The sequence below is a fragment of the bacterium genome (assembly GCA_024742285.1).
GTDB lineage: Bacteria > Myxococcota_A > UBA9160 > UBA9160 > UBA4427 > UBA4427.
In genome coordinates this window covers 269,314-293,541 of sequence record JANSYR010000008.1, presented here as the reverse complement: position 1 = coordinate 293,541, position 24,228 = coordinate 269,314, and the positions used below count along the sequence as shown (strand labels likewise).

Here is a 24,228-nt window from a genome sequence, read left to right as displayed (position 1 = left end):
GCCGCGTCTTCGGCGTCAGCTTCGCGTTAGGATGGAGTTGCACCTGAGATCTCCCTTCGGTGGAGGTGGTTGGTCTGCAACCCCATTTCCTCCGAAGGAATCTCAGGTGTCAACAAGCCCTTTGGGCCCCAGAACTAGTCGGGGCGACCGCCCCCTCGGTCGAGGACTTCCTCCCCTGCCTCCACGTGTCGGCCTACTCGCGCCTCGCCCTCACGCGAGAGCCCCTCGCGCACGGCGGCCTGCGAGACGGCTCCTCGGGCCCCTGTCGTTCGCCTCGCACGAACATGGTGAGCAGCGGAAGCAGGACGCGCGTGCCGGCTCCGAGCGCGCAGGCCGATTCGCCGGCGGCTTCGGCGGAGAGCACGTTCAGTTCGGCGTGAACTCGACTTCCATCTTCTGGATCGCGTCGAACCACACGGTCGTCAGTCGCTCCGGAGGCTGGACGACGTGGATGTCGGGTAGCCGCGTCAGGAGCTCGGTGAAGAGGACCCGCAGCTGCATCCGCGCGAGGCCGGCGCCCAGGCAGAAGTGGTTGCCGCTGCCGAAGGCGAGGTGGTCTTTCGCATTCTGGCGGATGATGTCGAAGCGATTCGGGTCCTCGAAGACGTCCTCGTCGCGGTTCGCGGAGACGTAGGACAGGTAGACCTTGTCGCCCTCGCGGAGCTTCTTGCCGCGGAGCTCGAGGTCCTGAGCCATGGTCCGTCTGAATTGCATGACTGGAGGCGAGTGGCGGAGGGTCTCCTCGATTGCGTTGGGGAGAAGCGCGTCGAGGTCGCTCAGCAGGAGCGCTTTCTGGTCCGGGTGTTCGCTGAGTAGTCGCATCAGGTGGTTCGACGTGTTTCGGGTCGTCTCGTGGGACGCGATCGAGAGCGTCGTGAAGAACTGGGCGATCTCGAGGTCGGTCAGCTCGGCGCCCTCGACCTCACCGTTCGCGTAGCGGCTGACGAGACCCTCGTCGGGGTTCTCGCGCTTCTTCTGAGCGAGCCCGAGGGCGTACATCGCCAGTCCACCCGTCGCGGCCTGATGCTCCTCGGCCGTCTTCCCCTCCGGCGTCGCCGCGGCGGTCGAGAGATCGAAGATCAGCCCGCGATCTTCGTGGGGGACGCCCATGAACTCGCACATCATCTGGATGGGCAGGTCCCAGCTGAGCTCCATCACGAAGTCGCATCGCCCCTTCCCCGCCACGGCGTCGACGATCTCCTTCGCCTTCTGCGTGATGACGGGTTCCAGCTTCGCGATCTCGCGCGGCGTGAAGGGGGGCGAGATCAGCTTGCGGTAGCGGGTGCTGTCCGGCGGATCCATGCCCATCATGCCGGCACGCTGGGTCGGGAGCGCGTTCTCGACGTGCTCGAGATCCCACAGGACGGGGCCGCCTCGGTGCGAAGAGAAGTGGGCGTGGTCCTTCGATGCGCGCACGACGTCGTCGTATCTCGTCAGGACCCAGAAGCCGCGCTGCATCGACGGGCGTTCCATGCGGCCGGCGTCGGTCAGCTCGTTCCAGTGGACCCGGTCCTCGCAACGCAGGACTTCGAAGTACTCGACCGGCGCTCCCGCGTAGCGAACGGGGTTCATGGGGTCGGCGAGGTCGACGTCTCCGGGTTTCATGCTTCTTCTCCTGCGGCGAGGGTGGGGGAGACGTCGTGGGCGGGATCGTGGGCGGGGTTCGTCCAGGGCAGGGGGCGGTCCGCCACGCCGGGAAGGAAGCCGCGGAGGATGCTCTGCATCCCACCGGCGATCTCTTCGACCGACTTGCCCAGGTAGAGCTGGTTGGCGAGGGCGAGGGCGGCGAGCCCCTGGAGCGCGGCCCAGGTCACGTGGGCGATCAGGTCGGGATCGCCTTCGAGATGGCCCTGCTCGACGAGCTCGCGGATGGGCTCCGAGCACGCTTCCCAGGCTCGCTGCTGCGCGGCCCGAGTCGTCTCCGAGACGAGGTCTTGTCGGAGCTCGAACATGAGCCGGAACGTCTCGGGGTTCTCGAAGGCGAAGCGCAGATAGGCCGTGCCGAAGTGGGGAACGCCGTGGCTGCCCTCGTACTCGTGGAAGAACCGGGCGAGTCGGTCGAAGGCCTGGCCGCGCACGGCGTCCACCAGGTGTTCCTTGTCGCGGTAGTAGCCGTACGGCTTCGCGTAGCTGCAGCCGAGGCGCTGGGCGAGGCGGCGCAGGGTCAGACTGGCGACGCCGTCCTCCTCGACCATCTCGAGCGCCGCGGCGGCAGCCTGCTCGCGGAAGGCCTCGATCTCGCTCTCGCTGCGCTGGGGTCTGGCCATGGCGCCTCCGACCGCGTATTTATATCACTGTTAAATTAACATCGTCAAGCTAATATTTTTCGGCACATCCCTCCCGAGGAGATCCTCATGTCCTCCGACATCCACCCCGCCCTCGCCGAGGGCAACGTCGCCGTGATCACCGGCGGCGCGAGCGGCATCGGGCTCGCCACGGCCGAGCGACTCGTTCGCTCCGGGCTACGCGTCTGCCTCGCCGACCACGACGAGGAGACCCTGCCGGGCGCCGTCGAGGGCCTGTCCGGCGCGGGTGAAGTGTTCGGCCATGTCACCGACGTGTCGGACGCGGCTTCGGTCGATGGCCTCGCGAATGCGGTCGCCGACCGCTTCGGCCCGGTCTCGGTCCTGATGAACAACGCCGGCGTCGGCGGCGGGGGCGACGCGCTCTCGAACCCCGATGGCTGGCGCAAGGTGCTCGGCGTCAACCTCTTCGGCGTGCTCCACGGGGTCCAGCGCTTCGTCCCCGAGATGGTCGCCAGCGGTCGGCCGGGCCTCGTGATCAACACCGGCTCGAAGCAGGGCATCACCCAGCCTCCCGGCGACACCGCCTACAACGTCAGCAAGAGCGGCATCAAGAGCCTGACCGAGGGCCTCGCGCACACGCTCCTCCAGCAGACGGAGGGACGCGTGACCGCGCACCTCCTCGTTCCCGGGTTCACGTTCACGGGCCTGATCAAGCGCTTCGTCGAGGAGAAGCCCGACGGTGCCTGGCTGCCCGAGCAGGTGACCGACTTCCTCTTCGAGTCACTCCGGCGCGGCGACTTCTACGTCCTGTGTCCCGACAACGACGTCACGCGGGAGATGGACGAGAAGCGGGTGCTCTGGAACACCTACGACCTGATCGAGAACCGTCCCGCGCTCTCCCGCTGGAACCCGGCCTACGAGGCCGACTTCGAAGCGTTCATGAAGAAGGAGATCCCGCGATGATCCGGGTCCCGGTCTGCCTCATCGACTTCGTTCCCGCCGCACGCGCCGAACGCCTGGAGCGACGGCTGCCGCTCCGCTGAACGCGGTCGCGGGCTGATCCGCGCGGCCGCGCTCGGTATGTTGCGGACGGCGCGTGCGTGAGGGGCGCGCCCGCGCGGCTTCCCACCCTCGGCCACGAGCGAGATGACCTTCGATGCGAGTCCGGCGTCTCGTCCCTGTCCTCTTCAGTTTCGTCCTCTCGGTCGCGCTGCTCGCCTCGTTCCCCGCGTGTCATGGGGACGACGGCGCGACGGTCGAACCTCCGGCCGTCGAGGGCACGCGCCTCGAGCGCTTCCGTGCACGCGCCGCGGAGCACCTCGAACGAAACGCCGCGCTCTTCGATCGACTCGAGGACTTCGACGCAGCGCGGACACTGGCCGCGCTCGACGTCCATCCCGCGAACGGATTCGTCTGGCGCCTCGACGACCGGCTCGCCGAGGCGCGTCGCATCGAGGAACCCGATCGAGCGGAATCCTCCGCGGTCGAGCCTGGGCTCGCGCCCCTCGTGCTCCGCCCGGACGCGAGCGAATACGCGCACGACGGCGACGTCCTGCGGATCGACTATCGCAAGGGCGATGCGCTCACGACGGCCGGTCCAATCGACGTTCCGATCGAGCGAGTCGCGGCGCTCGAACTCCGACTGAAGACGCGATCCATTCGTCGGATGGAGTGGGCGTGGAGCGCCGATCGGGAGGCGTCGCTCGGAAAGCGCGAGGACGCGCGGGTCGCGATCCTGGACGTCGACACGACGCCGGACGGGGCCTTCCATACCTATCGGATCCATCTCCGCGATCTCCTTCGAAAGCGCGTTCCCGCCGGCGGGCGGATCCGGCGCGTCTGGCTCCGTCCCTCCCTCGACCGGGACGACGACCTCGAGATCGCTTCGGTCCGATGGGTCTCCGTCCAGGAACGCTATGCGGCGGCCCCGACGGGCGTGAGCGACGAGGAGATCGCGCTCGAACGTCGGCGGGTCCTCCATACGGGCGCCGGCGTGACCCTCGAATACGATCTCGCACTCCCGCCGACGCCCACGCGCCTCCGCACGGGTCTCGCCGTCCACGACTCGTCCGCGCCGATCCGCTTCGGGGTCGACGTCTTGGAGGGCGGACAGGCGACGGGACTCGTCGACGCGATGGTGGCCGATCGAGCGGGTTGGCGAGACGTGGACGTCTCGCTGGCGCGCTGGGCGGGGAAGGACGTCACGCTCCGACTCCGGACCGAGGGCGCCTCCGGCGGTGTCGGATTCTGGAGCGCGCCGACCGTCTCGACATCGCCCCGCGCGCCGATGCACGTGATCGTGCTGCTCCAGGACACGCTGCGGGCCGATCACCTCTCGACCTACGGATACGCGCGCGAGACCACGCCGGGCCTCGATGCATACGCGCGGGGCGGCGCCGTCTTCGAGTACGGGTACGCGCAGGCGACGAAGACGAGGCCCTCCGTACCCTCGCTCATGACGGGGCTCTTCCCGACGACGACGGGCGTCTGGGACTTCACGCAGCGCCTCGACGAGGGCCACGTGACCCTGGCCGAGGTGCTCCGTCGACAGGGTTTCGCGACGGCCGCCTTCGTTCCGAACGGCAACGCCGGCCCCTTCTCCGGGATCGACCAGGGCTTCGACCACCTGTTCCAGGACTACCCGATCGCGACGGGGGAGGGCGCACCTCGGGAGCGGAACGTCTTCGGAGTGAGCCCTTCGACGGACGACGTGATCGGCCCGACGCTCGACCGCTGGATCGCACGGCACGCCGACCGGAACACCTTCCTCTACATCCACGTCGTCGATCCCCATGGTCCGTACGATCCGCCGGCGCCCCACGACGCGTGGTTCCGCGACCTCGAAGAAGGGAGCGAACCGGAGACGCCCGACGTCGTGCGCCACGATCCGGAGTGGATCGCGTCGCCGACTCGCGCCGGTCGCCGCGCGCGCTACGACGGCGAGATCCGCAACAACGACGAGGTGATCGCGCGTTTCCTGGAACGCCTCGAGGCCTCCGGTCGGCTCGCGAACACGCTGATGGTGTTCGTGTCGGACCACGGCGAGCATCTCGGAGAGCACGACCTCTGGGAGCACCATCCGCCCGGCTTCGTACAGGTCCTGCACGTGCCGATCGTGTTCGGTTGGCCGGGACGGATCCCGGCGGGCCAGCGCATTCGCGCGTCGGCGGGACTGATCGACGTCATGCCGACGATCCTCGACCTGCTCGAGGTTCCGAGGGAGGCGCTGCCGCTTCAGGGCCGCTCCTGGGCTTCGACGCTTCGTGGCGGCGCGCGTGAGACGCCCGTCGACGACATCGTCGTGTCGGACGAAGTGATCGGGCGCGCGGCAGAGGATGCCCGACCGTGGGGCTCGGTCTTCTTCGAGGGCCACCATGTCCTGAGCTCGATCCGCTTGAAAGGGGACGCGCGACGCGTCGATGCGGACCCGGAAGCGGGGGAGAAGGTCCGGGTCTTCGACGTGCGCTCGGATCCCCGGGAGACGGCCCCGGTCGAGACGCCGGAGGCCCGGGCCCTCGCACGCGAGGCGATGTCGTTCCTCGCCGAGTTCCAGGCCGGGAACCAGGAGGTCGCTCGTCGCCTCGTCGGGAGAGACGAACGGACGATCGAGCTCGATCCGGAGACCCAGGCCCGGCTCCGGGCGATGGGATATCTCGTCGACTGAGCGCCGGATCCGCCGCGTCGCGTGTTGGCCGGCCCGTTGCGTGCTTGCCGCCGCTTCGCGCGTTTGCCGGCCCGTCGCGTGCTTGCCGCCGCGTTGCCGGCGGCGCCCGATGCCCGCGGGCCGCGAGTCATTGCAGCGCCCTCGCGAGCGCCTATCCTGCGGCCGGTCTGGGGCCCGCCGGCGCGTTCTGCGCGCGGATCCCGGCCTCCGAGGACGCCACGACCCATCGGCGGCGGCGCCCGCGGACGATCGGCCGACGCCCCGCGAGATCGCCGACGCCCGACCCGAAGCGGGCGGTGAATCCCGAACCGATTCCGACCCGAGCCCCGACCCGAACCCCGACCCCAACGAGGGAATCCGACATGCGAACCCGAGAAGAACTCAACGAATTCATCGCCGGCCAGCGCCAGGCGAGCTGCTTCGAAGGCCTGCCGCTCGAGGGCAAGCGCGTGCTCGACTTCTCGACGGTCGTCGCCGCCCCCTACGCGGCCTGCATGCTCGGGGACGCCGGCGCCGACATCATCAAGATCGAGAACCCGAAGCTGCCGGACGCTCTGCGCGGCTGGAGCACCCTCAAGGAACTCGGCATCGAGCCGTACCACTCGGTCGTGGGTCGCAACAAGTTCCCGGTCACCATCAACATGAAGGCCGACGAAGGGAAGGAGATCTTCACGGAGCTGATCAAGCAGAGCGACGTGCTGATCGAGAACATGCGCGTCGGTGCGATGGACCGGCTCGGCTTCTCCCACGAGCACATCCTCGAGATCAATCCCGGCATCATCATCGGCAAGGTCTCGGGCTACGGCATGACCGGCCCGAAGAACCAGCAGCCCGGCTTCGGGACCCTCGCCGAGGCGTACAGCGGCTTCTCCTACCTGAACGGCGACCCGGAGAAGGGGCCGCTCTCGCCGCCCCACGCTCTCGCCGACCTCACGACGGGCATCCATCTCGCCTACGCGATCTCGCTCGCGATGATGCGCCAGGAGCGTGGGGTGAAGGGTGGCCAGGTGATCGACATCTCGCTCTACGAGGCGCTCTTCGGCTACTTCGGCGGCGAGTTCGTCGGTTACAAGCTGACCGGCCAGAACCCCGAGCCGATCGGCAACGAGCTCCGCTCCGCCGCGCCGCGCAGCGTCTACAAGACGAAGGACGACCGCTACATCGCGCTGTCCTGCTCCGCCCAGAAGCCCTGGGAGAACCTCGCGAAGGTCATGGGCCAGCCGGAGCTGATCGAGGACGAGCGCTTCAAGACGAACGTCGATCGGATCGGCAATCGCTACATCCTGAACGACATCATCCAGGAGTGGCACTCGACCAAGACCGAGGCCGACGTCCTCGAGATCTGCTCCAAGGAAGGCATCACGGCAGGGCCGATCCTCACGATGGCCGACATCGACGAGGACGAGCACTACGCCGAGCGTGGGAGCTTCTACTACGTGGAAGATCCCGCCACGGGGATCGAGCTCAAGATGCCGAACATCCCCTTCCGCCTGCTCGGCGAGAAGTCGACGAAGATCCGTTTTCCCGGCCTGCCGCAGGCGTCGGCGAACGAGATCGTCTACGGCGAGCTCCTCGGCTACTCCGCGGAGAAGGTCGACGCGCTCCGGGAAGCCGGTGCGATCTAGGACCCCGGCGGGTCCGGCCAGGCGACATCCGATCGCCTAGGATTGCCCGAGGCGGCGAGAGTCCGCCGAGGGAATTCCATTCATGGCCGATCTCGAGGACCTCCAGCGACAGACGGACTTCACCGTCGCGGGACGCGGCGGCGAGCGCCGCGTCACGTTCCTGCCCGAACCGCCCCGCCAGAAGCGCCGCTGGCCGATCATCTCCGTCGACGATCACATCGTCGAGCCGCCGCACACCTTCGAGGGACGCTTCCCAAAGGCGCTCGCGGACCAGGCGCCGAAGGTGATCGAGTCGGACGACGGTGGCGAGGTGTGGACCTACGCCGGCGAAGTGCTTCCCAACGTCGGTTTCAACGCCGTCGTGGGGCGCCCCGTCACGGAGTACAGCTTCGAGCCGGCGCGCTTCGACCAGATGCGGCGCGGGGCCTGGGACATCCACGCGCGGATCCGGGACATGGACACGGCAGGGGTGTGGGCCTCGATGAACTTTCCGTCCTTCCTGCCCGGCTTCGCGGGGCAGCGACTCCAGCTGCTGCCGAAGGATCCGAAGCTCGCGTTGGCCGCGGTCCGTGCCTGGAACGACTGGTGCCACGAGGAGTGGGCGGGGAGCTATCCGGGGCGGATCATCCCGATGCAGATTCCCTATCTGCTCGATCCCGAGGTCGCCGCGGAAGAGGTTCGCCGGAACGCGGAGCGGGGATTCCGCGCGGTGACCTTCTCCGAGGCGCCGGACAAGCTCGGACTTCCGACGCTCCACTCGGGTCACTGGGACCCGCTCATGGCGGCCTGCGAGGAGACCGAAACCGTCGTCTGTCTCCACATCGGCTCTTCGAGCACGGCGCCGAGCACCTCCGACGACGCGCCGCCGGACGTCGTCGGCGTCCTCTTCTTCGGGTACGCGATGTTCTCGGCGACGGACTGGCTCTACTCCCAGATTCCCGTCCGCTTCCCGAACATCAAGATCTGCCTCTCGGAAGGGGGGATCGGCTGGGTCGGGGGACTCCTCGATCGCCTCGACCACGTGCTCAAGTACTCGGCCATGTACGGCACCTGGCAGGACGAGCTCAAGCCGTCGGAGGTGCTTCGGCGCAACTTCTGGTTCTGCGCGATCGACGACCCGACCGGCTTCCAGACCCGCGACCGGATCGGCGTCGAGAACCTGCTCATCGAGAGCGACTATCCCCACGCCGATTCGAACTGGCCGACGACGCAGGACCACTTCGCGCGTCAGTTCGAGGGGATCCCGGACGCGGATCTCGAGCGGATCACCTGGAAGAACGCCGCCGAGCTCTTCCGGATGGACGTGCCGGCTTCCGTCGTCGCCGATCCGGACGCGCCCTGGGAGAGCGAGATCGCGCGGCAGGCGTAGGCCTGCGAAGGGCAGGGGCCTTCCTAGCCGGCGTGGTGCTTCGCCAGCCAGGCTTCTTCCTCGCCGGGCTCGGGCATGATCGCGCCGCCTTCGATGTTCCACTTCGACGGGATGTCGACGGTCGTCACGCCCACTTCGTCCTCGCCGAGGCCGAGGATGCCGGCGACGCTCGTCGTCAGGTCGGACACGATCCGGCCCTTCTGCTCGTCCGTACGACCCCATCGGATCGTTCCGAAGACGAAGGCGCGCTGGCCCTCCGGAAGGTCCTCGGCCTTCCGCTCGGAGAAGAAGGCGTGGACGAAGACGGCCGGAGCGCCGGTCACGCCGCAGTGGATCCGGACGACTTCCTTGGCGATCTGGGCGCGCTGTTCCTCGGTGCTCTGGCCTTCGAGAATTGCGCAGCGGTAGAGGGGCATCGGTTCTCTCCTTGTCTCTGTCTAGATGGCGAGCGGCCCGTCGAAGGCCGTGGCGACGATCTCGTTGACGTGACAGCCGGTCGTCTCGGCCCAGAAGGCGACGACGGCGTGGAGGTACTCCTCCCGGCGGTCGTTGTCGAAGCCAACGGGTACGGAGCGGACGACGATCGACGAGGTGCTGGGCTCGCCCGCCGTCCACGCCCAGCCCGGGGCGTGCCGGGTCCAGCGGATGCCGACCTCCGCGTCGGGGGCGTCGCCGAAGAACTCCTGGCCGAGCCGACGGAGCCCTGCTTCGAGAGCGTCCCGCTTCTCGTCTGCGGCTTGCCCTTCCTGGATGATGCAGGAATAGAGATCCATGGTTGCGTCTCCGTTGTGCGTGGTCGGGATTAAGTCTAGAATCTAGACTCACTCCGCGGGTCACGCAACCCGTCGGCAAGGGGCGCGGTTCATGAAGTGGAACGAAGTCGGGACCCAGGTCTGCTCGCTGGCGCGGAGCCTGTCGGTGGTCGGCGACCCCTGGACGCTGCTCTTCCTGCGGGAGGCCTTCGGCGGGAAGTCGAAGTTCGAGGACTTCCTGTCGGGGACCGGGTCGAGCCGCGCGATCGCGACGGAACGCCTCACGAAGCTCGTCGAGCACGGGGTGCTCTCGCGGCGTGCGTATTCGGAGGCGCCGCCGCGCTACGAGTACCACCTCACCGAAATGGGGCTCGGGCTCCTGCCGGTCGTGCTGAACCTCGTCGCGTGGGGGGACGAGTGGCTGAGTGATGGCGGGCCGCCGCCGGCCGAGCTGGTTCATTCCACCTGCGGCGAGGCCGAGGGGTTCGAGCTTCGGTGCAAGGCGTGCGACGAGCCCGTCGGGGCCGACGTTCGCGTCGACTATCGACCGGGGGCCTGGGCGACGGGACGAAAGACGACGAAGAAGCGCCTTCGCCCGGCCCGAACCGCGTAGCCCGCTCGTTCAGCGCATGACCAGGCCGGAGTTCACCAGGAGCTGCTGGCCGGTGATCGTCGACGCGCGATCGGAGGCGAAGAAGATCACCGCCTCGGCGACCTCGGCGTCCGAGGGGATCCGGCCGAGGGGCATCGTGCTCGAGAGCTCCCCCGCGACTTCGTCTTCGCTCACGCCACGCGCTTCCGCCGTCTCCTTGATGTAGCCCTCGAGCGCGGGCCCCCACATGTAGGTCGCGACGACGGTGTTCACGCGGATGTTGTCAGGGGCGAGCTCGTTGGCCATGAAGTAGGAGGCGCTCGTGAGCGCGCCCTTGGCGGCGCCGTAGGCGATCTGCGGAACGAGCGGGATGAACGCGGCGTGGGATCCGATGAAGATGACCGATCCGCCGCCCCGGCTCTTCATGCTCGGGACGCAGGCCTTCGTGAACTGCGCGGAGCCGATCACGCCGAGATCGAATGCGGCCAGCCACTCCTCGCGCGTCACCTCGCCGAGACCGCCGAAGAAGCGGTCCTGGGCCGCGACCTGGCAGATCGCGTCGATTCCCCCGAAGCGCTTGACGGCTTCGTCTGCGAGCTTGTCGCACTGGCTCTCGTCCGTGATGTCCGTCGGCACGGTCAGCACCCGATCGCCCGAAGGATCGAGCTCCGTGGCGATCGACTCGAGCGTGTCGCGGCTGCGCGCGGCGAGGACGACGTTCGCGCCTTCTCGAAGGCCGAGTCGGCCGACCTGACTTCCGAGGCCGGTGCCGACGCCGGCGACGACGATCGTCTTGCCTTCCATCATGAGACTCATCGTTCGAAGCTCCTTCTCGTGGATCGAGTCGTGGATCGCGGTGCGGTCATTCGCTCGGAATGCCGTACTGGTCGCGGTATTCGCGGAACGCCTCGGAGAGCTCGTCCGGGTCGAGCCCGTACTCCTCCGCGGTGTACTGGTGGGCGCCGTGCCGCTCGGGTTGGTGGCTCTTCTGCCAGTCGGTCATCCGGGCGATCGCCGTGTCCGAGAGCGGCAGGTCCAGCGCCGAGAAGGCCTTCTGGAGCGAGCCGACCGGGTCGGCGAGGACCTCGCGGAAGTGGAGATCGACGAACTGGGACTCGCGATCCAGCTCTTTGCGGTCGATCACGCCCTGCGCGATCCGCTCCTTCCAGAGCCGCGCCGCGAGGGCGCCGACCTGGTGCGGATCGACCTCCTTCTCGTAGACCGCCGTGAAGTGGGTCAGCAGGCTCGCGAAGGACGGGATGACCTTGGCCGGGTCGCGGTGGGTGTGGATCACGCAAGCCTCGGGAAACTCGCGAAAGAGCTCCTTCAGGCAGCGCAGATGCGGCGGGTATTTGAGAATCCAACGCTTGCCCACGTCGTCGGGATACTGGATCAGCTTCAGTACGTCGTGGTACCAGCGATACACGTCGTCCATCGGCTGCGCGTCGAACCAGGCCCGGTAGCTCGGCAGGTAGGCCGTGTGGTCGTAGGAGTCGTCCTTGAAGAGGTGTCGGAACACGAAGCGACACTCGCCGGCGCCTTCCGCCGAGACGTCGTGCAGGGCGCGGAGGCCCGGGTCGGACTCGTAAGTCAGGCGCAGGACCTCGGCGACACGTTGGAAGTCCGGGTCGTCCTTCCAGGTCTCCCGGGGCGGGCGCGGCTTCGGCACGACGCCGAGCCAGTACTCGAGGACCTGGCTATCCGGGTCCTGCTGGAGGAGGTGATGGATCGTGGTCGTGCCCGAACGGGGCAGGCCGAGGATGAAGATCGGGCGCTCGAGCTTCGTCTCGAGGATCTCGGGGCGCTGCTTCAGCTGCTCGACGACCTGCAGGCGACCGACCAGGTCACCGACGATCTCGTCGTGGGCGAGCTGGACGCCCAGATCGGTCAGGTTCGCGTCGGTCGCGTAGGACTCGAGCAGGACGGCGAAGCCCTCCTCGAAATCGTCCGGACCGAAGTCGTCGAGGCCGGTGGCATCCCGGGCAGCCTGCATCAATATTTCGCGGTCGAGCATGAAAGGGTCCTCGTCGTCGGGAGACCAGTTGTATCAAGTTCCGGCGGCGACGGCTCGCGCGAGCGAAGACGTTCTGCATGGGTAGAATCGGTGGGGACCCGAAGTGAGGAGGCGACATGGGCGGAAATATGTCAATCGAGGATGCGGTCGTCGTGGTCGAGCGGTGCTTCGCAGCGCTGCTGAAGCAGGACATCGATCTGCTCTGCGAGAACTACACCGAGGACTACGTTCTCGAGCTCCCGTACTTCAAGCCCGGCGAGTCGAACGTCGTCGAAGGCCGCGAGAACGTGCGCGCCTACGTCGGCAGCTTCCTGCCCGTCCAGCAGATGAACCTCCAGCTGACCGGGACGCACTGGATCGAAGAGGAACAGCTGCTGATCGCGGAGTACTTCTGTGACGGTCGCTTCCTCGATACCGGTGAGCCCTACGCCAATCGCTACGTCGGCTACTGGTACATGCAGGACGGTCGGGTTCGTCGCCTACGCGAGTACTACAACCCGCAGGCGCCGAGGGCTTCGGCGATCGGCTGACGGTGCATTCATCGCCGCAGCTCAGTCCGCGGTCGGACGGAACGCATCGACGATCGCCTTGTCGAAGGCGACGACGTGCCCGACCTTCGCCGGCGACGTCTGTCCGAGGCGGACCACCACGAGGTCGAGCTTCGGAACGATCGTGATCCGCTGGCCGAAGGCGCCATGACACTCGAAGGTCCCGAGGCTTCCGGGGACCGTCCAGAAGTGGGCGCCGTAGAGACCCTCCGAGACCGCGGTGGGCGTGCGCGCGTAGTCGACCCAGCCCTCGGGCAGGAGACGTCGATCCTCCCAGACCCCGTCGCGCAAGAAGAGCAGGCCGAAGCGGGCGAAGTCCCGCGCGCTGCAGGGGCAGTAGGCGGAGCCGACGAAGGTCCCCGCGCCGTCGAAGACCGGCTTCGCGGTCCGCATGCCGAGCGGACCGAAGAGCTCCCGCTCCATGAAGGCGCGCATGCCTTCTTCGCCTCCGCCGACCGTGTCCGACACGAGGCGGGCGAGCAGGTTGGAAGCGCCGCTGTTGTAGTTCCAGCGCGCTTCCGGTTCCGCGATCTTCGGAAGCGTCGAGGCGTAGGCGGCGACGTCGTCGCGACCGGGCCCGAAGAGCATCTGGACGACGTCGTTCTCCTCGTCCGGGTAGTACTTCACTCCGCCGTTCGGGAGCGCCTCCGCCTCCCGAAAGCGCAATCCATCGACCATTCGCAACATCTGGTCGATCGTGATCCGACTGCGCAGGTCCGACGCGTCCCACTCCTTGACGGGGATCGGGGCGTGGATGTCCAGCTTCCCGTCGCGTACGAGGATGCCGACGAGAGCGGCGGTGATGCTCTTCGCCATCGACCAGGAGCGGAACGCGTCGTCGGGGGCGACGTCGTGGGCATGGCGCTCGGCGACGAGTGCGCCGCGGTGGACGACGACGACGCTGTGGGTTCGCTCGAGATCTTCTGGCTCGGGCACCGCGAAGGCGCGAGCGAGGAGCGCATCGATCGCGACTCGATCGACCCGCGGATCGAGCTCGGCCGTCGGCCAGGCGTCGGTCGGCCAGGCGACGTCTTCCGGTTGCGGCGGAAGGGGGATCAAGGACGGCATTCGGGGAAGCTAGGTCTTCGATCTCCGCGACGAAAGCGCCGCTGGCCGATCAAGGGAGCCAGGTTCCGTCGAGGTCGAGCGTCACCTGCGGTTCGTCGCGCTCCGAGGGAACGATCCGCACGCCCTCTCGTCCCGATACGAGCGAGCGGAACAGCCGGGCAGCGTCTGCCGTAGCGAACTCCAGGGTCCACCGACGCGACCCCGCTTGGGGCGACCCGTCGGTCGACTCCTCCATCCGGTCGCTGCGGACCAGCGTCGCGAGCGCGCGGGCATGGGGCCGCGAGTCCGGGGCACCCCCAAGGAGGAGATAGGCGGAGTAGGCCCCGTAGGTGCTGCGCGTCTTCGCGTCCTTCTCTTCGCCCTGGAGCCAGAGCGAGGGGTCGAGGATCTTGACGGTCCGATCCGGCGGGCGGCGCCAGGCCTCGTCGACTCGGGACCAGCCGCCCGACTCGCGCAGGGCCATCACGAAGCGCATGCCCTCCCCGTAGCGGAAGACCTTGTCGAAGCGGTTCCGGTCGACGGGGTAGGCGTCGAAGTTTGTGGCATGCGAAAGAAAGTCGTATCCCATCAGGTCCGAGACGGCGAGCATCGCCTCGCCCTCGATCAAGGCGGAGAGGGCGCGATGCGCGTCCGGAGAGTCGGCCTCGTCGTGCAGACGAGCGAGGTCGAAGTGCTGGTCCTGGAGCGCGTGAAAGATCTCGTGGAGCAACGTCCCGTCCGAGAAGGTCTCGCTTCGCCCGGCCATCACGACCAGGCGCTGCTCCGCCGGCGAGTAGAAGCCGGCCAGGTCTTCTTCTTCGCCTTCGACGCCATACTCGATCCGCAGGTCGCCGCGGAAGGGGAGGCCACGCCACTCCTCGATGCGTCGCATCCACTGCTCCGCGCGCGCGACGATCTCGGGTGCGAGGCTCTCCGGATTCGCGACGCCGAAACCGGACGCCGGGGGCGAGGCGGATTCCGTGGCGGACTCGGCGCTCGCCGTCGCGGTTGCGCGTTCGCCGGTCGAGAGCTCCTCGTCGATCTCCTCGAGGAGCGAGCGGACCGCCGGGTACTCCACGATCTCGAGCGCTTCGAGGAGCGCCGCGCGGGCCTCGATCAGCCGGTCGCGTCGTCGCTCGACGTGCGCCAGCGAGTAGAGCGCGATCACGCGCATCTTGGCGTCGTCGACCGAATCGGCCAGCTGCTGGTAGGCGAGGGCGGCGCCCGCGAGATCTCCGGAATCGGCCGCGCGTTCCGCACGTCGCGCGAGGGTCTCCGGGGAATCGGAGGAATCGCCCGCTGCGGTGGACGGGGACGCGCCGCCGGGCTCGAATCGAACCGCGAACCGCGCTTCGGGGAGCAGCCAACGCTCGGCCGCCGTGCGAACCCGCTCCGGAGTCAGCTGGCGGAGCGCGTCGAGGCCGTCGTTCAGGTACTCGGGGTCGCCGACGGCGCTCAGGATCCCCATCCGCCCGGCGAGCGAGAAATAGGGTCGACCGCGCAGCGGCGCGGACGCCCACTCGCGTTCGATGGCCAGGATGGCGCTCCGGAGCTCGTCGGGCGTGATGGCCTGTGAGCGCATCGCTGCGGCGTGCTCCCGCAGCCTCTTCTCGGCGTCGGGTCCCGAGGCGGTCAGGGTGATCCGGTCCGCACGCATCCGATCGCCGCTCGAGACGCGGACCCGGGAAGAACGCGCGTCGTAGACGCGCTCGAGGACTTCGAACGCGAGTCGCTCGGTCGGGTCCCCGGCTTCGGATCGCCATGCGGGACCGATCCAGGCGTGGTCGACGCGCGCCTGCGTCAGATCCTCTTCGAAGCGCGACGTGGTGGGGGCGCGCGGCTCCTTCTGCGCATCCCCGCGTCGCATCCGATCGGCTTCCGGTCGGGCGGGGAGTGCGTCGAAGGCCCGTTCCACGGCATCGAGGGCCCGTCGTTCATCGAGATCGCCCACGACGACCACCGCGGCGCGGTTCGGGACGTACCACCGGTCGTAGAAATCGCGCACGACGGAGACGTCGAGGTCCTTGGCCCGCGTGTGTCCCTCGTCGTCGACCCGCTGACTGCCGTACCCAGCCGGACCGAAGACCGCGCGGTCGACGCGCTGCTCCCGGCGCTGACGGCCGGTGTTGGCGCCTTCTTCTTCCCGAACGAGGCGTTCCCGCTCGTACTCGACTGCCCCCGTCTCGAAGGAGAGTCCGCGCACGCGGTCCGCTTCCATCGCGAGGACGCGATCGAGCTCCGCGAGGGGGATCGCGTGGTCGTAGTAGAAGGTGTAGTCGGCGCGAGTGAATGCGTTCCCTTCGCCCCCGATCGATTCGACGAATCGTTCGTGCGCGCCGTTCGGCGTCGTCGGAGTCCCGCTGAAGAGGAGATGCTCCGTCAGGTGGCTGATCCCCGCGACGTCGTCGGTCTCGTCCCCGGTGCCGACGGCATAGACGACGTAGACCGACGCGGTCTCGGCGCCCGATTCCCGAACCGCGAGCGCTTCGAGTCCGTTCGCGAGCCGACGGCGCTCGAAGCGGTGACCGAAGACTTCGAGGGGAGGGCGGTCGAGGCTGCCGGAGGTTTCGGGATCGATGCGGGGCGTGCTGCACCCGCCGAGGACCGCGGTCAGGATCAGTGCGAGTGCCACGCTCGAGCGCGCGGTCAACGAAGGGCCTCGGTGAAGGGACGTGATCTGCATGGCGCGGAGCATAGGATTGCCCGGTGCTGCGACATCCGCCGCGCGGTCAGCGAGGGACCTTGCCGGCTCCTCAGATCACGACCCCGACCTGTCTCGCCTGGGCGAGCAGGATTCCGTCCTCGCTCCAGATCTCGCCATCCTCTTCGAGATAGCCGCCCTGGACGGCGCGGGTCGTGAAGTCGACCAGCACGAAGGCCTCGGGCGCGAGGGCGGCGAGGGCCTCCGGGTTCAGGAGATGGACCGTGAGGTCCACGGTCGGGACGCCTCCCGTCGTCTCGGGCATGTCCGAGGACGCGAAGACCGCCGGCGGCCAGGCATCGCTGATCGCGGCGATCTCGGCGGCGTCCCAGGGCCGGGACTCCTTCAGACGGATCCATCCACCGCTGCGCGCCTCGCGGGTGCGCGGCTCGTCGCTGAAGGGAGCGGGGCCGATCGTGAAGCGCTGGTCGTAGCGCTCGTGCAGGGTCGGGCCGTCCGGGGTCGGGGTTCGAACGCGAGGGGCGCACTCGCTCGGCGGAGGCACGTCGGGCATCGCCGCATGGATGAAGCCTTCCATCTTCCGCGGCACCGCGTGGGCCGCGGTCGCGATGGCCTGGACCTTGCCGTTCTGCAGGAGGCGCACGCTGACGGTCGTGACCGTGCGCCCCGAGCGTTCGACGACCGCCTCGACCTCGGCAGGGCCTTCCTGGGGCGGGCGCAGGAAGTGGATGGTGAGCGAGCGGAGCGGCCGACCCGGATCGTCGATGGTCGCGGCCGCGGCCTTCGCGAGGATCGCCGCGATGTAGCCGCCGTTCGGCCCGCGGATGATCCACCAGCCCCGGTCGATTCGGACCTCGAAGCGTCCGTCGGTCAGGCGGGTGAGGGCAGTGTCTCGGTCGAATCGATTCTCCATCCGGAGACGATAGACGCGAGGCGTCCGGAACGGCTCGCGTTCGGAGCGAACCCGAAGTCGTCGGGGTTGCTCTCAGCCCGCCCGGCGTGTCGGAAGCGAGCGTGCCTTCAGGAGGACTCGACGGCCTGCTGGAGGCGAGCACGCGTCGCGTCGTCGAGGGCGTCGAACTCGATCGCGAAGCCCGGGCGCTCATCGCGCCGGCGCGCCACGCGCACCACCTTTCCGACGATCTTGATCGGGTCGGCGACGTCGTCGAGGGTCAGGCTGACGTCCACCGGCAGTCCGTGGGGTACGCCGACTTCGGTCGCGACGAAGGCGCCCTGGACGCTCAGATTCTCGGCGTTCGCGACGTAGAGCACGCCGCCACACAGGAACTCCACCTCGCATCGAACGGCGACGCGCTGCGCGGCTCGTCGTTCGGTCTCCGGCTCTCTCGTCGCTCGACGGTCTCGCATCGCGCTGCGCCTCCGGCGGTCGGGGGGTGGCGGCCCTCCGTCGAAGAGATCGACCGTTCCGTCGAGCGGCTTGAGCCACCGAACTGTGTCAGGGGGAAGCGACGCCGCGGTGCGCGCGGCGAGCGTGCGACGAGCAGGGGGGAGGCGTCGCCTCTCCGGTCAGGGCGCGCGGTGGTTGCGCAGACGCTGCCGTCCCCGTGCCGACAGCGCGAGCAAGGCGGTCCCCACTGCCAACATCGTGGTGGTCGCCGGCTCCGGGACGGCCTGCTCGAGGATCGTGACCCATTCCTCGCCCGCGGTCCCGACCGGCTCGGACCCGAAGTAGTCCCACGCGAGGTAGATCACCTCACCCCGCCCGACCTGGACCGAGAGGACGCCGACCTCTCCGGCGGCTTCGTAGAGAGGGACGCTGCCGGCCGGAAGCGATCCGCGGTCGAGATGGCGCGTCGCGCTCGGGGTCGGCAGGCTCGCCGGTCCGTTGTCGAAGTCGGTGCCGATCGTGGTCGCGAGGCGGGTGGTCGCGGTCGTCGGCGTGACCGAGACGAGGCTCCACCTGAAGAGCGCGTTCAAGAAGGTTTCGGCGTCGAACTGGCCGCCGCCGACCACCAGGCGCCCGCCGTTCGTCACGTAGTCCACGAGGGCAGCGCTCGCCGAGGGGGAGAGGTCGGCTTCGAGGGTTCCGCGTTCGAGCTCCGGGATCACGACGACGTCCTTGCCCGGGAGGTCCCGTTCGAAGGAGCCTCGGAGCGCGAGGGCCCGGTCGAGCACGTCGCGCCAACCTCCGTCTTCGGGGCCGTCGGGCGCGGCGGCGAAGAAGTCCCATCCCAGCCACACGAGGCCGCCATTCCACACCGGGGCGACGAAGGCTGCGACGTCCCCCGACGAGGTGGTGTAGAGCGCGCGCGCCGGAGGCGGGAGCGTGGTCTCGTCGACCAGAGCCGTCGCGCTCTGCAGCCGAAGCGCGGCGGGGCCGCCCTCGAAGAGCGTGTTCGCGGCGGCGGTCGTGACGAGCTGGGCAGAGCCCGAGGAGACGACCGTCGTCGGCGCGATGGTCGAGAAGAGCAGCGCGTCGGCGACGGCGAGGCTGCGGCCCTGGATGTCGCCGAAGAGGACGAGGGTGCCGCCGCCGCGCAGGAAGCCGTGCAACTGATCCAGTTCGGTCTGGTCGAGGAGCGCCGCCAGATCCCCGTTCTCGAGCTCCGGAATCACGATGACTTCCGCGTTCGACGCGAGAGAACTGGGGAGCACGCTGGGCCCGGTGAAGACCGTGACTTCGTGGCCGCGTTCGATCAGGCCGCTCTCGAGCAGGACGGCTTCCGAATCGACGTTTCCACTCGCCGGGTCGTAGTCGACGAGGGCGTCGTCGGCGAAGAGCGAGACTTCGGCGACCTCGTCCCGGCCCGCGAAGCCACGCGCCGGGATGCGCAGACCGCGGATCACCGCCTCCATGTTCGACGCCTCCGAGTTGGCGTCGCCCGGGTCGGTATCGACGTAGCCGTTGCCCAGGAAGAGGCCGACCTCCCGGTCTCGTCGCGGGAGAGCCAACTCGGGAGTCGCGAGGAGGACGTCGAGCCAGCCCTCGCCATCCGTCGGTCCCGAGGGCGCCGCATTGAAGAAGTCCCAGCCGATCGACACGACCCAGCCGAGACCGACACGCACGACGAATACGGTGGTGTTGGTTCCGTCGTCGTAGAGGGAGAGCGCCTCGGGCGGCAAGGAGGTGGTCAGCGTCGATCGCGTCGCGCTCCGCGTCGGAAGCGTGGCCGGTCCGCCTGCGAAGGGGGTCCCGACGGCGTTGGTCGCGTTCAGGGAAGTGACGATGTTCTGAGCCCCCTCGCTCAGTCCCGTCCATCCGAAGACGCTCCCGAGAAGTGCGTGGTCCCGGCTCGCCGAGGCCCGGAAGGAGACGAGGACCCCGCCCGTCTGCACGTACTGGAGGAGGTGGGTCGTCGCCGCCGGCGAGAGCGCAGGTTCGAGCGCCCCGGTCTCCAGCTCCGGGATCACGACCACGTCGTAGGCGTCGAGATCGAAGGCGATGTCGCCGAAGCGGAGGAAGCGCTGGCCGCCGTAGGCGAGGGCGACTTCGATGCGCAGGACTTCGCCGTCTTCGTCGACGTAGAGATCGTTGTCGAAGAGCCCGATCTGCGGACCGGGCGCGTCGATCGAGGACCACCCGGCGTGCGCCACGGCGGCGCAGAGCGAAGCCGCGAGGAAGGCGAGGAATGGGAGCGCGCGTCGTCGGCGTCGCGAGATCCGGGGAGCGGTCGCGGGGGAGATGGAGGGAAGGAGCAGCATGATCGGGTCACCCTCGTCGGCGACCGCGCAGGTCGCTCCTCAGACCTAGCAGATCCGGACCGGGCGGTGCGAGAATACGGCCCGGTCGGCGAGAGGTTGCGCTGGCGGTGCCGGTGGGCTGCGGATCGCTCCGCCGCGGGGCGCCTGGGTGGATGCGCGGTCGCGACCGCGTGCCGCACGGCCGAGCGCGCTCCTGGGTGACCGGACGGGCAGGCCGGGGCGACGGCCGGCTGCGATTCTCCCGGTCAACGGGTGCCGGGGACAGACCGCTCGAGCTCGGCCAGCCGGTCCGCCTCTCGCGCGATCATGGCGATCTCGTACGCCTCCCCGAAGCGACGGACGAGGGCGGTTCCCGTTCCGGGACCGACGCCCGTGATCAGGCAGGAGGCTCGGCTGGCCATGGAACGGGTCTCCTTCGAGGCGGGGTGTAGGAGGGTGTACCAGAGCTCGCTCGTCGAAACGCGGCACGGCCGGTCGGCATTCCGGTCGGCAGGGCACTAGAGTTCGCGAGCGGCCGACCGCGTCACGTCGCCGCTCACCCTGTCAGGAGACTCGAATGGACATCGGCGCGACGGGCGTCTGGACCCGCATGGATGGATTCGCGGCCCACGAAGCGATCGAGTTCGCTCAGCACGTCGAAGACCTCGGCTACGGCGCGCTCTGGATCCCGGACGCGTTCGGTCGCGACCCCTTCGCGCACGCGGCCATGCTCTTCCAGCACACGAAGCGACTCGTGATCGCCACCGGCGTGGTCAACGTCCATCTTCGCGAGGCGCAGGCGACGGCCTGTGCCCAGCGCGAGCTGCACGACCAGTCCGGAGGCCGTTTCCTGCTCGGCCTCGGCGTCTCCCATCAGACCGCCGTCGAGCCGCTCTTCGGCAAGACCTATCCGGCCCCGCTTTCGTCCATGCGCGAGTACCTCGACAAGATGGACAACGCCATGTGGTGGGGACCCGAGCTCGACGAAAAGCCTCCGGTGATCCTCGCGGCGCTCGGTCCGCTGATGCTGAAGTTCGCCGCCGAACGGACCCTCGGTGCCCACCCCTTCTTCGCGCCGCCGGAGAACACCCGTCGCTCGCGCGAGATCATGGGCGAAGGTGCCTGGCTCTGTCCTGAGCAGAAGATCCTGCTCGAGTCCGACCCGGAAAAGGCGCGGGCGCGGGCGCGACAGGCGATGGCCGGGCCGCTCACGATGCCGAACTACCGGAAGAACCTGATGCGTTCCGGCTTCACCGAGGAAGAGCTGAACGACGGGGGCAACGATCGCGTGGTCGACGCGGTGGTCGCGTGGGGCGACGAGTCGGCGCTCGTGGATCGCGTTCGACAGCACCGCGAAGCGGGCGCGACCCACGTCTGTATCCAGCCGCTCGACGCGAACGACGCGACGCGACCGAGCGTGGAGACGATCGAGCGCCTGGCGCCGCTCCTGAAGGACGCGTGAGCCGATGTCGACGGCGTCATCGAAGGCGTTCGAGGGCCGCGTCGCCCTGATCACCGGCGCGGGGGACGCCGACGGTCTGGGCTTCGCCCACGCCCGATTCCTCGCGGAGCGGGGTGCGCGGATCGTGCTCAACGACTTCGGCGGAGGGACCCTCGGCCTTCCGGTCCAGGGCGTCGACGCCGGCGTCGCGGAGGCGGCCGCCGAGCGGATCCGCGCCCTCGGCGGCGAAGCGATCGCCAACGCCGGCGACGTCGGGGATCCACGGACCGCCCAGGACATGGTCCAGAGCGCCCTCGACACCTGGGGTCGTCTCGACATCGTCGTGAACAACGCCGGCATCGCGAGCGCGGCCTTCTTTCCCGACGTGGACGAGGAGGAGATGCAGCGCCACCTCCGCGTGACGCTCCTGGGCTGTCTCCACACGGCACGGGCCGCGTGGCCCTACTTCATCGAGAAGGGCTACGGACGGATCGTGAACACGGGCTCGCCCGCGTGCTTCGGAAACGAGATCGCCGCGTACTCGTCGACCAAGGCTGGGCTCTTCGGCCTGACGCGAACCGCCGCGATCTTCGGCGCAGCCCACGGCATCCGCGTCAACCAGCTGCTCCCGGCGGCGTGGTCGCGGCTGACGGCGCTGCTTCCCGACTCGGACTTCAAGACGCGGCTCCACGCGGACTTCGGCTCCGATCGGATCTCGCCACTCGTCGGCTGGCTCGTGAGCGATCGATGCGACGTGTCCGGTGAGACGTTCACGGCGGGGGGAGGCGGATTCTCCCGCGTCGTATACGCGGCGGGCGGTGTCCAGCCGGCGGAGGGAGACCTCGACGAGGTCGGGCAGGCCGTCGGGCGGGCGATGGACGACACCGGGTGGACGGTCTTCCGGTCGACCCAGGACAACATGGTGCACCTCGGCATGCCCGCGGAGGACGAGCCTTCCGTGACGAAGTCGGTCGACGCGGACGAGCCGGGGAGTGGTAGGGGATGAAGGATTTCGAAGGGCGCGTCGCCGTCGTGACCGGCGCCGCGAGCGGAATCGGGCTGGGGCTCGCCGAGGCGTTCGCCGCCGCGGGCATGAAGATCGTGTTGTCGGACGTCCGGGCCGATGCGCTCGAGGCGGCGGCCCTTTCGCTGCGCGACCAGGGGGCGAGCGTCGAGCCGGTCGTGACGGACGTGCAGGACCCGGCGGCGGTCCAGGCGCTGGCGGATCGGACCCTCGAAGTCTTCGGGGCGGTCCACGTGGTCTGCAACAACGCCGGGGTCGCGAGCAGCAGCTCGCTCCTCTGGGAGGCCCCGCTCGAGGAGTGGGACTGGCATCTCCGGACGATGGTGATGGGGACCGTGCACGGCATCCGCAGCTTCGTGCCGATCCTGCTCGAGCAGGGCGGCGAAGGCCATGTCGTGAACACCGCGTCGATGGGTGGGCTCATCACCGGGAGCTCTCCCGAGGCCGTCTACATGACCGCGAAGCACGGTGTCGTCGCCCTGACCGAAGGGCTGCAGGACCAGCTCGCATCGGTCAGTGACGCGGTGAAGTGCTCGGTCCTGTGTCCCGCCTTCGTGACCTCGAACGTCTTCGACAGCTACGAAGAGCTTCGGCCCGACGGCGTGAAGTCCCATCTCACGACCGAGCAGGGACGTCAGATGGTCGCCGGCATGAAGCATTTCCTGGGGACCGGCATGCCCGCGCGGCAGGCGGGCGAGGTCGTGCTCGACGCGATCCGGGACGAGCGGTTCTACATCCTCACCCATCCCGAGTGGGCTTCGATGGTCGAGGGACGCCTACGCGGGATCCTCGACGGAACGGACCCGCAGCGTCCGCCGCCGCCCCTCGGCGCGATGGACTGACGAACCGAGGCCCTCGGGCCGGATGCTCAGAACCAGTCCGCGACCTGGGGCGCGCGCCAGCTGAACCCGGTCATCAGGAAGTGGTTGTAGACGTCGGCGTTTCCGCGGCGGTCGAGGTACTGCTGCAGATAGCCGATCTCGAAGACGAGCTGGCCGGGAAGCTTGTGGCTCAGCGCGAGCACGAGGTGGTTCTCGCCGAGACCCGCGTTGCGGATGCGGGTCGTGCCGTTGAGATCGAAGAAGATCTCGTCGCGCAAGACGACGGACAGGTCGGCGGTCACCGGGGCGGACGCGCCGGCGTTGAAACGGGCGCGGACGGCGACGTTGTCCGTGCCCTGGAAGAACCGTTCCTCGATCCAGACGTGGCCGAGGAGGGTCAGCCGGTCCAGCGGATGCTGGACGGCGACGCGCTGCCAGGCGCGCCGCTCCCAGCGGTCGGGGCCTTCGAACTCGTGGTGGTCGTAGCCGATCGCCACGTGCCCGCGATCCGGCCAGCGGTAGGAGATCCAGGGGCGCACGATGGTGCGCTCGTACCGCTCGACCTCGTCGCTCCAGCGACTCTGGTGCATGGCGTGGACGGCGAGTCGCTCTCCGAGCGGGACTTCGACCTGATTGACGAGCCAGACGCCCGCATCGTGGTCGATCGCGCTCGCGGTCCGCCCGAGGCCTACGAGGCAGATCCAGAGACAGAGGACGACGAAGAGCGTACGACGGGCCGGGTCGGTCGAGACGAGGCGGATGAGATCGCGCAGCATGTGCA

Annotated in this window: 22 protein-coding genes; 9 read left to right on the top strand and 13 right to left on the bottom strand. The window is 68.8% G+C overall.

Translation table 11 applies throughout. The features are described 5' to 3' along the window. Positions 1 to 366 precede the first annotated feature (366 nt). Together NXI30_16565 and NXI30_16560 are read right to left on the bottom strand one after the other, a co-directional pair. Positions 367 to 1,605 (bottom strand): cytochrome P450, encoded by a 1,239-nt coding sequence (locus NXI30_16565; GenBank protein ID MCR9095836.1) that lies wholly within the window; start codon positions 1,603 to 1,605, stop codon positions 367 to 369. Beyond that, complete coding sequence (locus NXI30_16560; protein ID MCR9095835.1) at positions 1,602 to 2,267, bottom strand: WHG domain-containing protein; 666 nt, start codon at positions 2,265 to 2,267, stop codon at positions 1,602 to 1,604. Before NXI30_16560 ends, NXI30_16565 begins: the two co-directional genes overlap by 4 nt. Positions 2,268 to 2,354: 87 nt before the next feature. On the opposite strand from NXI30_16560, the gene NXI30_16555 reads away from it, so the two are divergent. The 4 genes from NXI30_16555 to NXI30_16540 all read left to right on the top strand — a co-directional run bounded on the left by NXI30_16555 (position 2,355) and on the right by NXI30_16540 (position 8,904). Then, positions 2,355 to 3,209, top strand: coding sequence for an SDR family NAD(P)-dependent oxidoreductase (locus tag NXI30_16555; protein ID MCR9095834.1), 855 nt, complete (start codon positions 2,355 to 2,357; stop codon positions 3,207 to 3,209). A 193-nt stretch (positions 3,210 to 3,402) separates the two neighbouring features. Beyond that, positions 3,403 to 5,910: a sulfatase gene (locus NXI30_16550; GenBank protein ID MCR9095833.1), complete on the top strand. Its 2,508-nt coding sequence runs from the start codon at positions 3,403 to 3,405 to the stop codon at positions 5,908 to 5,910. Between the two features lie 362 nt (positions 5,911 to 6,272). Then, positions 6,273 to 7,535 carry a CoA transferase gene (locus tag NXI30_16545; protein ID MCR9095832.1) on the top strand — a complete coding sequence of 421 codons (1,263 nt, stop codon included), beginning with the start codon at positions 6,273 to 6,275 and terminating at the stop codon, positions 7,533 to 7,535. Between the two features lie 82 nt (positions 7,536 to 7,617). Next, on the top strand, positions 7,618 to 8,904 hold the full coding sequence (locus tag NXI30_16540) for an amidohydrolase (GenBank protein MCR9095831.1): 1,287 nt from the start codon (positions 7,618 to 7,620) through the stop codon (positions 8,902 to 8,904). 23 nt (positions 8,905 to 8,927) lie between these two features. Here the strand turns inward: NXI30_16540 and NXI30_16535 are convergent, their stop codons facing one another. Both NXI30_16535 and NXI30_16530 read right to left on the bottom strand, forming a co-directional pair. Beyond that, positions 8,928 to 9,320, bottom strand: a complete 393-nt coding sequence (locus NXI30_16535; protein ID MCR9095830.1) for a hypothetical protein — start codon at positions 9,318 to 9,320, stop codon at positions 8,928 to 8,930. Between the two features lie 21 nt (positions 9,321 to 9,341). Beyond that, on the bottom strand, positions 9,342 to 9,677 hold the full coding sequence (locus NXI30_16530; protein MCR9095829.1) for a hypothetical protein: 336 nt from the start codon (positions 9,675 to 9,677) through the stop codon (positions 9,342 to 9,344). A 91-nt stretch (positions 9,678 to 9,768) separates the two neighbouring features. Here NXI30_16530 and NXI30_16525 point away from each other — a divergent pair, with 91 nt between their 5' ends. Continuing rightward, on the top strand, positions 9,769 to 10,269 hold the full coding sequence (locus NXI30_16525; GenBank protein ID MCR9095828.1) for a helix-turn-helix transcriptional regulator: 501 nt from the start codon (positions 9,769 to 9,771) through the stop codon (positions 10,267 to 10,269). 9 nt (positions 10,270 to 10,278) lie between these two features. On the opposite strand, the gene NXI30_16520 is transcribed toward NXI30_16525, so the two are convergent. Together NXI30_16520 and NXI30_16515 are read right to left on the bottom strand one after the other, a co-directional pair. Continuing rightward, positions 10,279 to 11,064 (bottom strand): SDR family oxidoreductase, encoded by a 786-nt coding sequence (locus tag NXI30_16520; GenBank protein ID MCR9095827.1) that lies wholly within the window; start codon positions 11,062 to 11,064, stop codon positions 10,279 to 10,281. Between the two features lie 46 nt (positions 11,065 to 11,110). Further along, complete coding sequence (locus tag NXI30_16515; protein ID MCR9095826.1) at positions 11,111 to 12,262, bottom strand: sulfotransferase; 1,152 nt, start codon at positions 12,260 to 12,262, stop codon at positions 11,111 to 11,113. A 116-nt stretch (positions 12,263 to 12,378) separates the two neighbouring features. Here NXI30_16515 and NXI30_16510 point away from each other — a divergent pair, with 116 nt between their 5' ends. Further along, positions 12,379 to 12,792 (top strand): nuclear transport factor 2 family protein, encoded by a 414-nt coding sequence (locus NXI30_16510; protein ID MCR9095825.1) that lies wholly within the window; start codon positions 12,379 to 12,381, stop codon positions 12,790 to 12,792. Between the two features lie 21 nt (positions 12,793 to 12,813). Here NXI30_16510 and NXI30_16505 read toward each other — a convergent pair whose 3' ends face one another. From NXI30_16505 to NXI30_16480, 6 genes are all read right to left on the bottom strand, one after another. Further along, positions 12,814 to 13,878, bottom strand: a complete 1,065-nt coding sequence (locus NXI30_16505; protein ID MCR9095824.1) for a beta-lactamase family protein — start codon at positions 13,876 to 13,878, stop codon at positions 12,814 to 12,816. Between the two features lie 49 nt (positions 13,879 to 13,927). Beyond that, the gene (locus NXI30_16500; protein ID MCR9095823.1) at positions 13,928 to 16,540 is read right to left on the bottom strand and encodes an insulinase family protein; all 2,613 of its coding nucleotides are present in this window, start codon (positions 16,538 to 16,540) and stop codon (positions 13,928 to 13,930) included. A gap of 70 nt (positions 16,541 to 16,610) precedes the next feature. Beyond that, entirely contained in the window at positions 16,611 to 17,432 is an 822-nt protein-coding gene (locus tag NXI30_16495; protein MCR9095822.1) for a thioesterase family protein, read from the bottom strand. Positions 17,433 to 17,539: 107 nt separating this feature from the next. After that, complete coding sequence (locus NXI30_16490; GenBank protein ID MCR9095821.1) at positions 17,540 to 17,887, bottom strand: PilZ domain-containing protein; 348 nt, start codon at positions 17,885 to 17,887, stop codon at positions 17,540 to 17,542. Positions 17,888 to 18,046: 159 nt separating this feature from the next. Then, entirely contained in the window at positions 18,047 to 20,182 is a 2,136-nt protein-coding gene (locus tag NXI30_16485; protein MCR9095820.1) for a hypothetical protein, read from the bottom strand. A gap of 245 nt (positions 20,183 to 20,427) precedes the next feature. Then, entirely contained in the window at positions 20,428 to 20,583 is a 156-nt protein-coding gene (locus tag NXI30_16480) for a hypothetical protein (protein ID MCR9095819.1), read from the bottom strand. A gap of 155 nt (positions 20,584 to 20,738) precedes the next feature. On the opposite strand from NXI30_16480, the gene NXI30_16475 reads away from it, so the two are divergent. From NXI30_16475 to NXI30_16465, 3 genes are read left to right on the top strand one after another with little or no spacing between them, the layout of a single operon-like run. After that, positions 20,739 to 21,623, top strand: coding sequence for a TIGR03620 family F420-dependent LLM class oxidoreductase (locus NXI30_16475; protein MCR9095818.1), 885 nt, complete (start codon positions 20,739 to 20,741; stop codon positions 21,621 to 21,623). Between the two features lie 4 nt (positions 21,624 to 21,627). Next, positions 21,628 to 22,608: an SDR family NAD(P)-dependent oxidoreductase gene (locus NXI30_16470; protein ID MCR9095817.1), complete on the top strand. Its 981-nt coding sequence runs from the start codon at positions 21,628 to 21,630 to the stop codon at positions 22,606 to 22,608. Next, entirely contained in the window at positions 22,605 to 23,468 is an 864-nt protein-coding gene (locus tag NXI30_16465; GenBank protein ID MCR9095816.1) for an SDR family NAD(P)-dependent oxidoreductase, read from the top strand. Before NXI30_16470 ends, NXI30_16465 begins: the two co-directional genes overlap by 4 nt. A 26-nt stretch (positions 23,469 to 23,494) precedes the next feature. On the opposite strand, the gene NXI30_16460 is transcribed toward NXI30_16465, so the two are convergent. Beyond that, a complete protein-coding gene (locus NXI30_16460) occupies positions 23,495 to 24,223 on the bottom strand; it encodes a DUF2490 domain-containing protein (protein MCR9095815.1) in 729 nt (242 codons plus the stop codon). Positions 24,224 to 24,228 lie beyond the last annotated feature (5 nt).

Coding starts and splice junctions, on each gene's coding strand:
- NXI30_16480 (MCR9095819.1), bottom strand. CDS start 20,583: ATGGCCAGCCGAGCCTCCTGCCTGATCACGGGCGTCGGTCCCGGAACG.
- NXI30_16500 (MCR9095823.1), bottom strand. CDS start 16,540: ATGCAGATCACGTCCCTTCACCGAGGCCCTTCGTTGACCGCGCGCTCG.
- NXI30_16540 (MCR9095831.1), top strand. CDS start 7,618: ATGGCCGATCTCGAGGACCTCCAGCGACAGACGGACTTCACCGTCGCG.
- NXI30_16565 (MCR9095836.1), bottom strand. CDS start 1,605: ATGAAACCCGGAGACGTCGACCTCGCCGACCCCATGAACCCCGTTCGC.
- NXI30_16505 (MCR9095824.1), bottom strand. CDS start 13,878: ATGCCGTCCTTGATCCCCCTTCCGCCGCAACCGGAAGACGTCGCCTGG.
- NXI30_16560 (MCR9095835.1), bottom strand. CDS start 2,267: ATGGCCAGACCCCAGCGCAGCGAGAGCGAGATCGAGGCCTTCCGCGAG.
- NXI30_16510 (MCR9095825.1), top strand. CDS start 12,379: ATGGGCGGAAATATGTCAATCGAGGATGCGGTCGTCGTGGTCGAGCGG.
- NXI30_16555 (MCR9095834.1), top strand. CDS start 2,355: ATGTCCTCCGACATCCACCCCGCCCTCGCCGAGGGCAACGTCGCCGTG.
- NXI30_16530 (MCR9095829.1), bottom strand. CDS start 9,677: ATGGATCTCTATTCCTGCATCATCCAGGAAGGGCAAGCCGCAGACGAG.
- NXI30_16465 (MCR9095816.1), top strand. CDS start 22,605: ATGAAGGATTTCGAAGGGCGCGTCGCCGTCGTGACCGGCGCCGCGAGC.
- NXI30_16535 (MCR9095830.1), bottom strand. CDS start 9,320: ATGCCCCTCTACCGCTGCGCAATTCTCGAAGGCCAGAGCACCGAGGAA.
- NXI30_16460 (MCR9095815.1), bottom strand. CDS start 24,223: ATGCTGCGCGATCTCATCCGCCTCGTCTCGACCGACCCGGCCCGTCGT.
- NXI30_16525 (MCR9095828.1), top strand. CDS start 9,769: ATGAAGTGGAACGAAGTCGGGACCCAGGTCTGCTCGCTGGCGCGGAGC.
- NXI30_16495 (MCR9095822.1), bottom strand. CDS start 17,432: ATGGAGAATCGATTCGACCGAGACACTGCCCTCACCCGCCTGACCGAC.
- NXI30_16490 (MCR9095821.1), bottom strand. CDS start 17,887: ATGCGAGACCGTCGAGCGACGAGAGAGCCGGAGACCGAACGACGAGCC.
- NXI30_16470 (MCR9095817.1), top strand. CDS start 21,628: ATGTCGACGGCGTCATCGAAGGCGTTCGAGGGCCGCGTCGCCCTGATC.
- NXI30_16475 (MCR9095818.1), top strand. CDS start 20,739: ATGGACATCGGCGCGACGGGCGTCTGGACCCGCATGGATGGATTCGCG.
- NXI30_16550 (MCR9095833.1), top strand. CDS start 3,403: ATGCGAGTCCGGCGTCTCGTCCCTGTCCTCTTCAGTTTCGTCCTCTCG.
- NXI30_16520 (MCR9095827.1), bottom strand. CDS start 11,064: ATGAGTCTCATGATGGAAGGCAAGACGATCGTCGTCGCCGGCGTCGGC.
- NXI30_16485 (MCR9095820.1), bottom strand. CDS start 20,182: ATGCTGCTCCTTCCCTCCATCTCCCCCGCGACCGCTCCCCGGATCTCG.
- NXI30_16515 (MCR9095826.1), bottom strand. CDS start 12,262: ATGCTCGACCGCGAAATATTGATGCAGGCTGCCCGGGATGCCACCGGC.
- NXI30_16545 (MCR9095832.1), top strand. CDS start 6,273: ATGCGAACCCGAGAAGAACTCAACGAATTCATCGCCGGCCAGCGCCAG.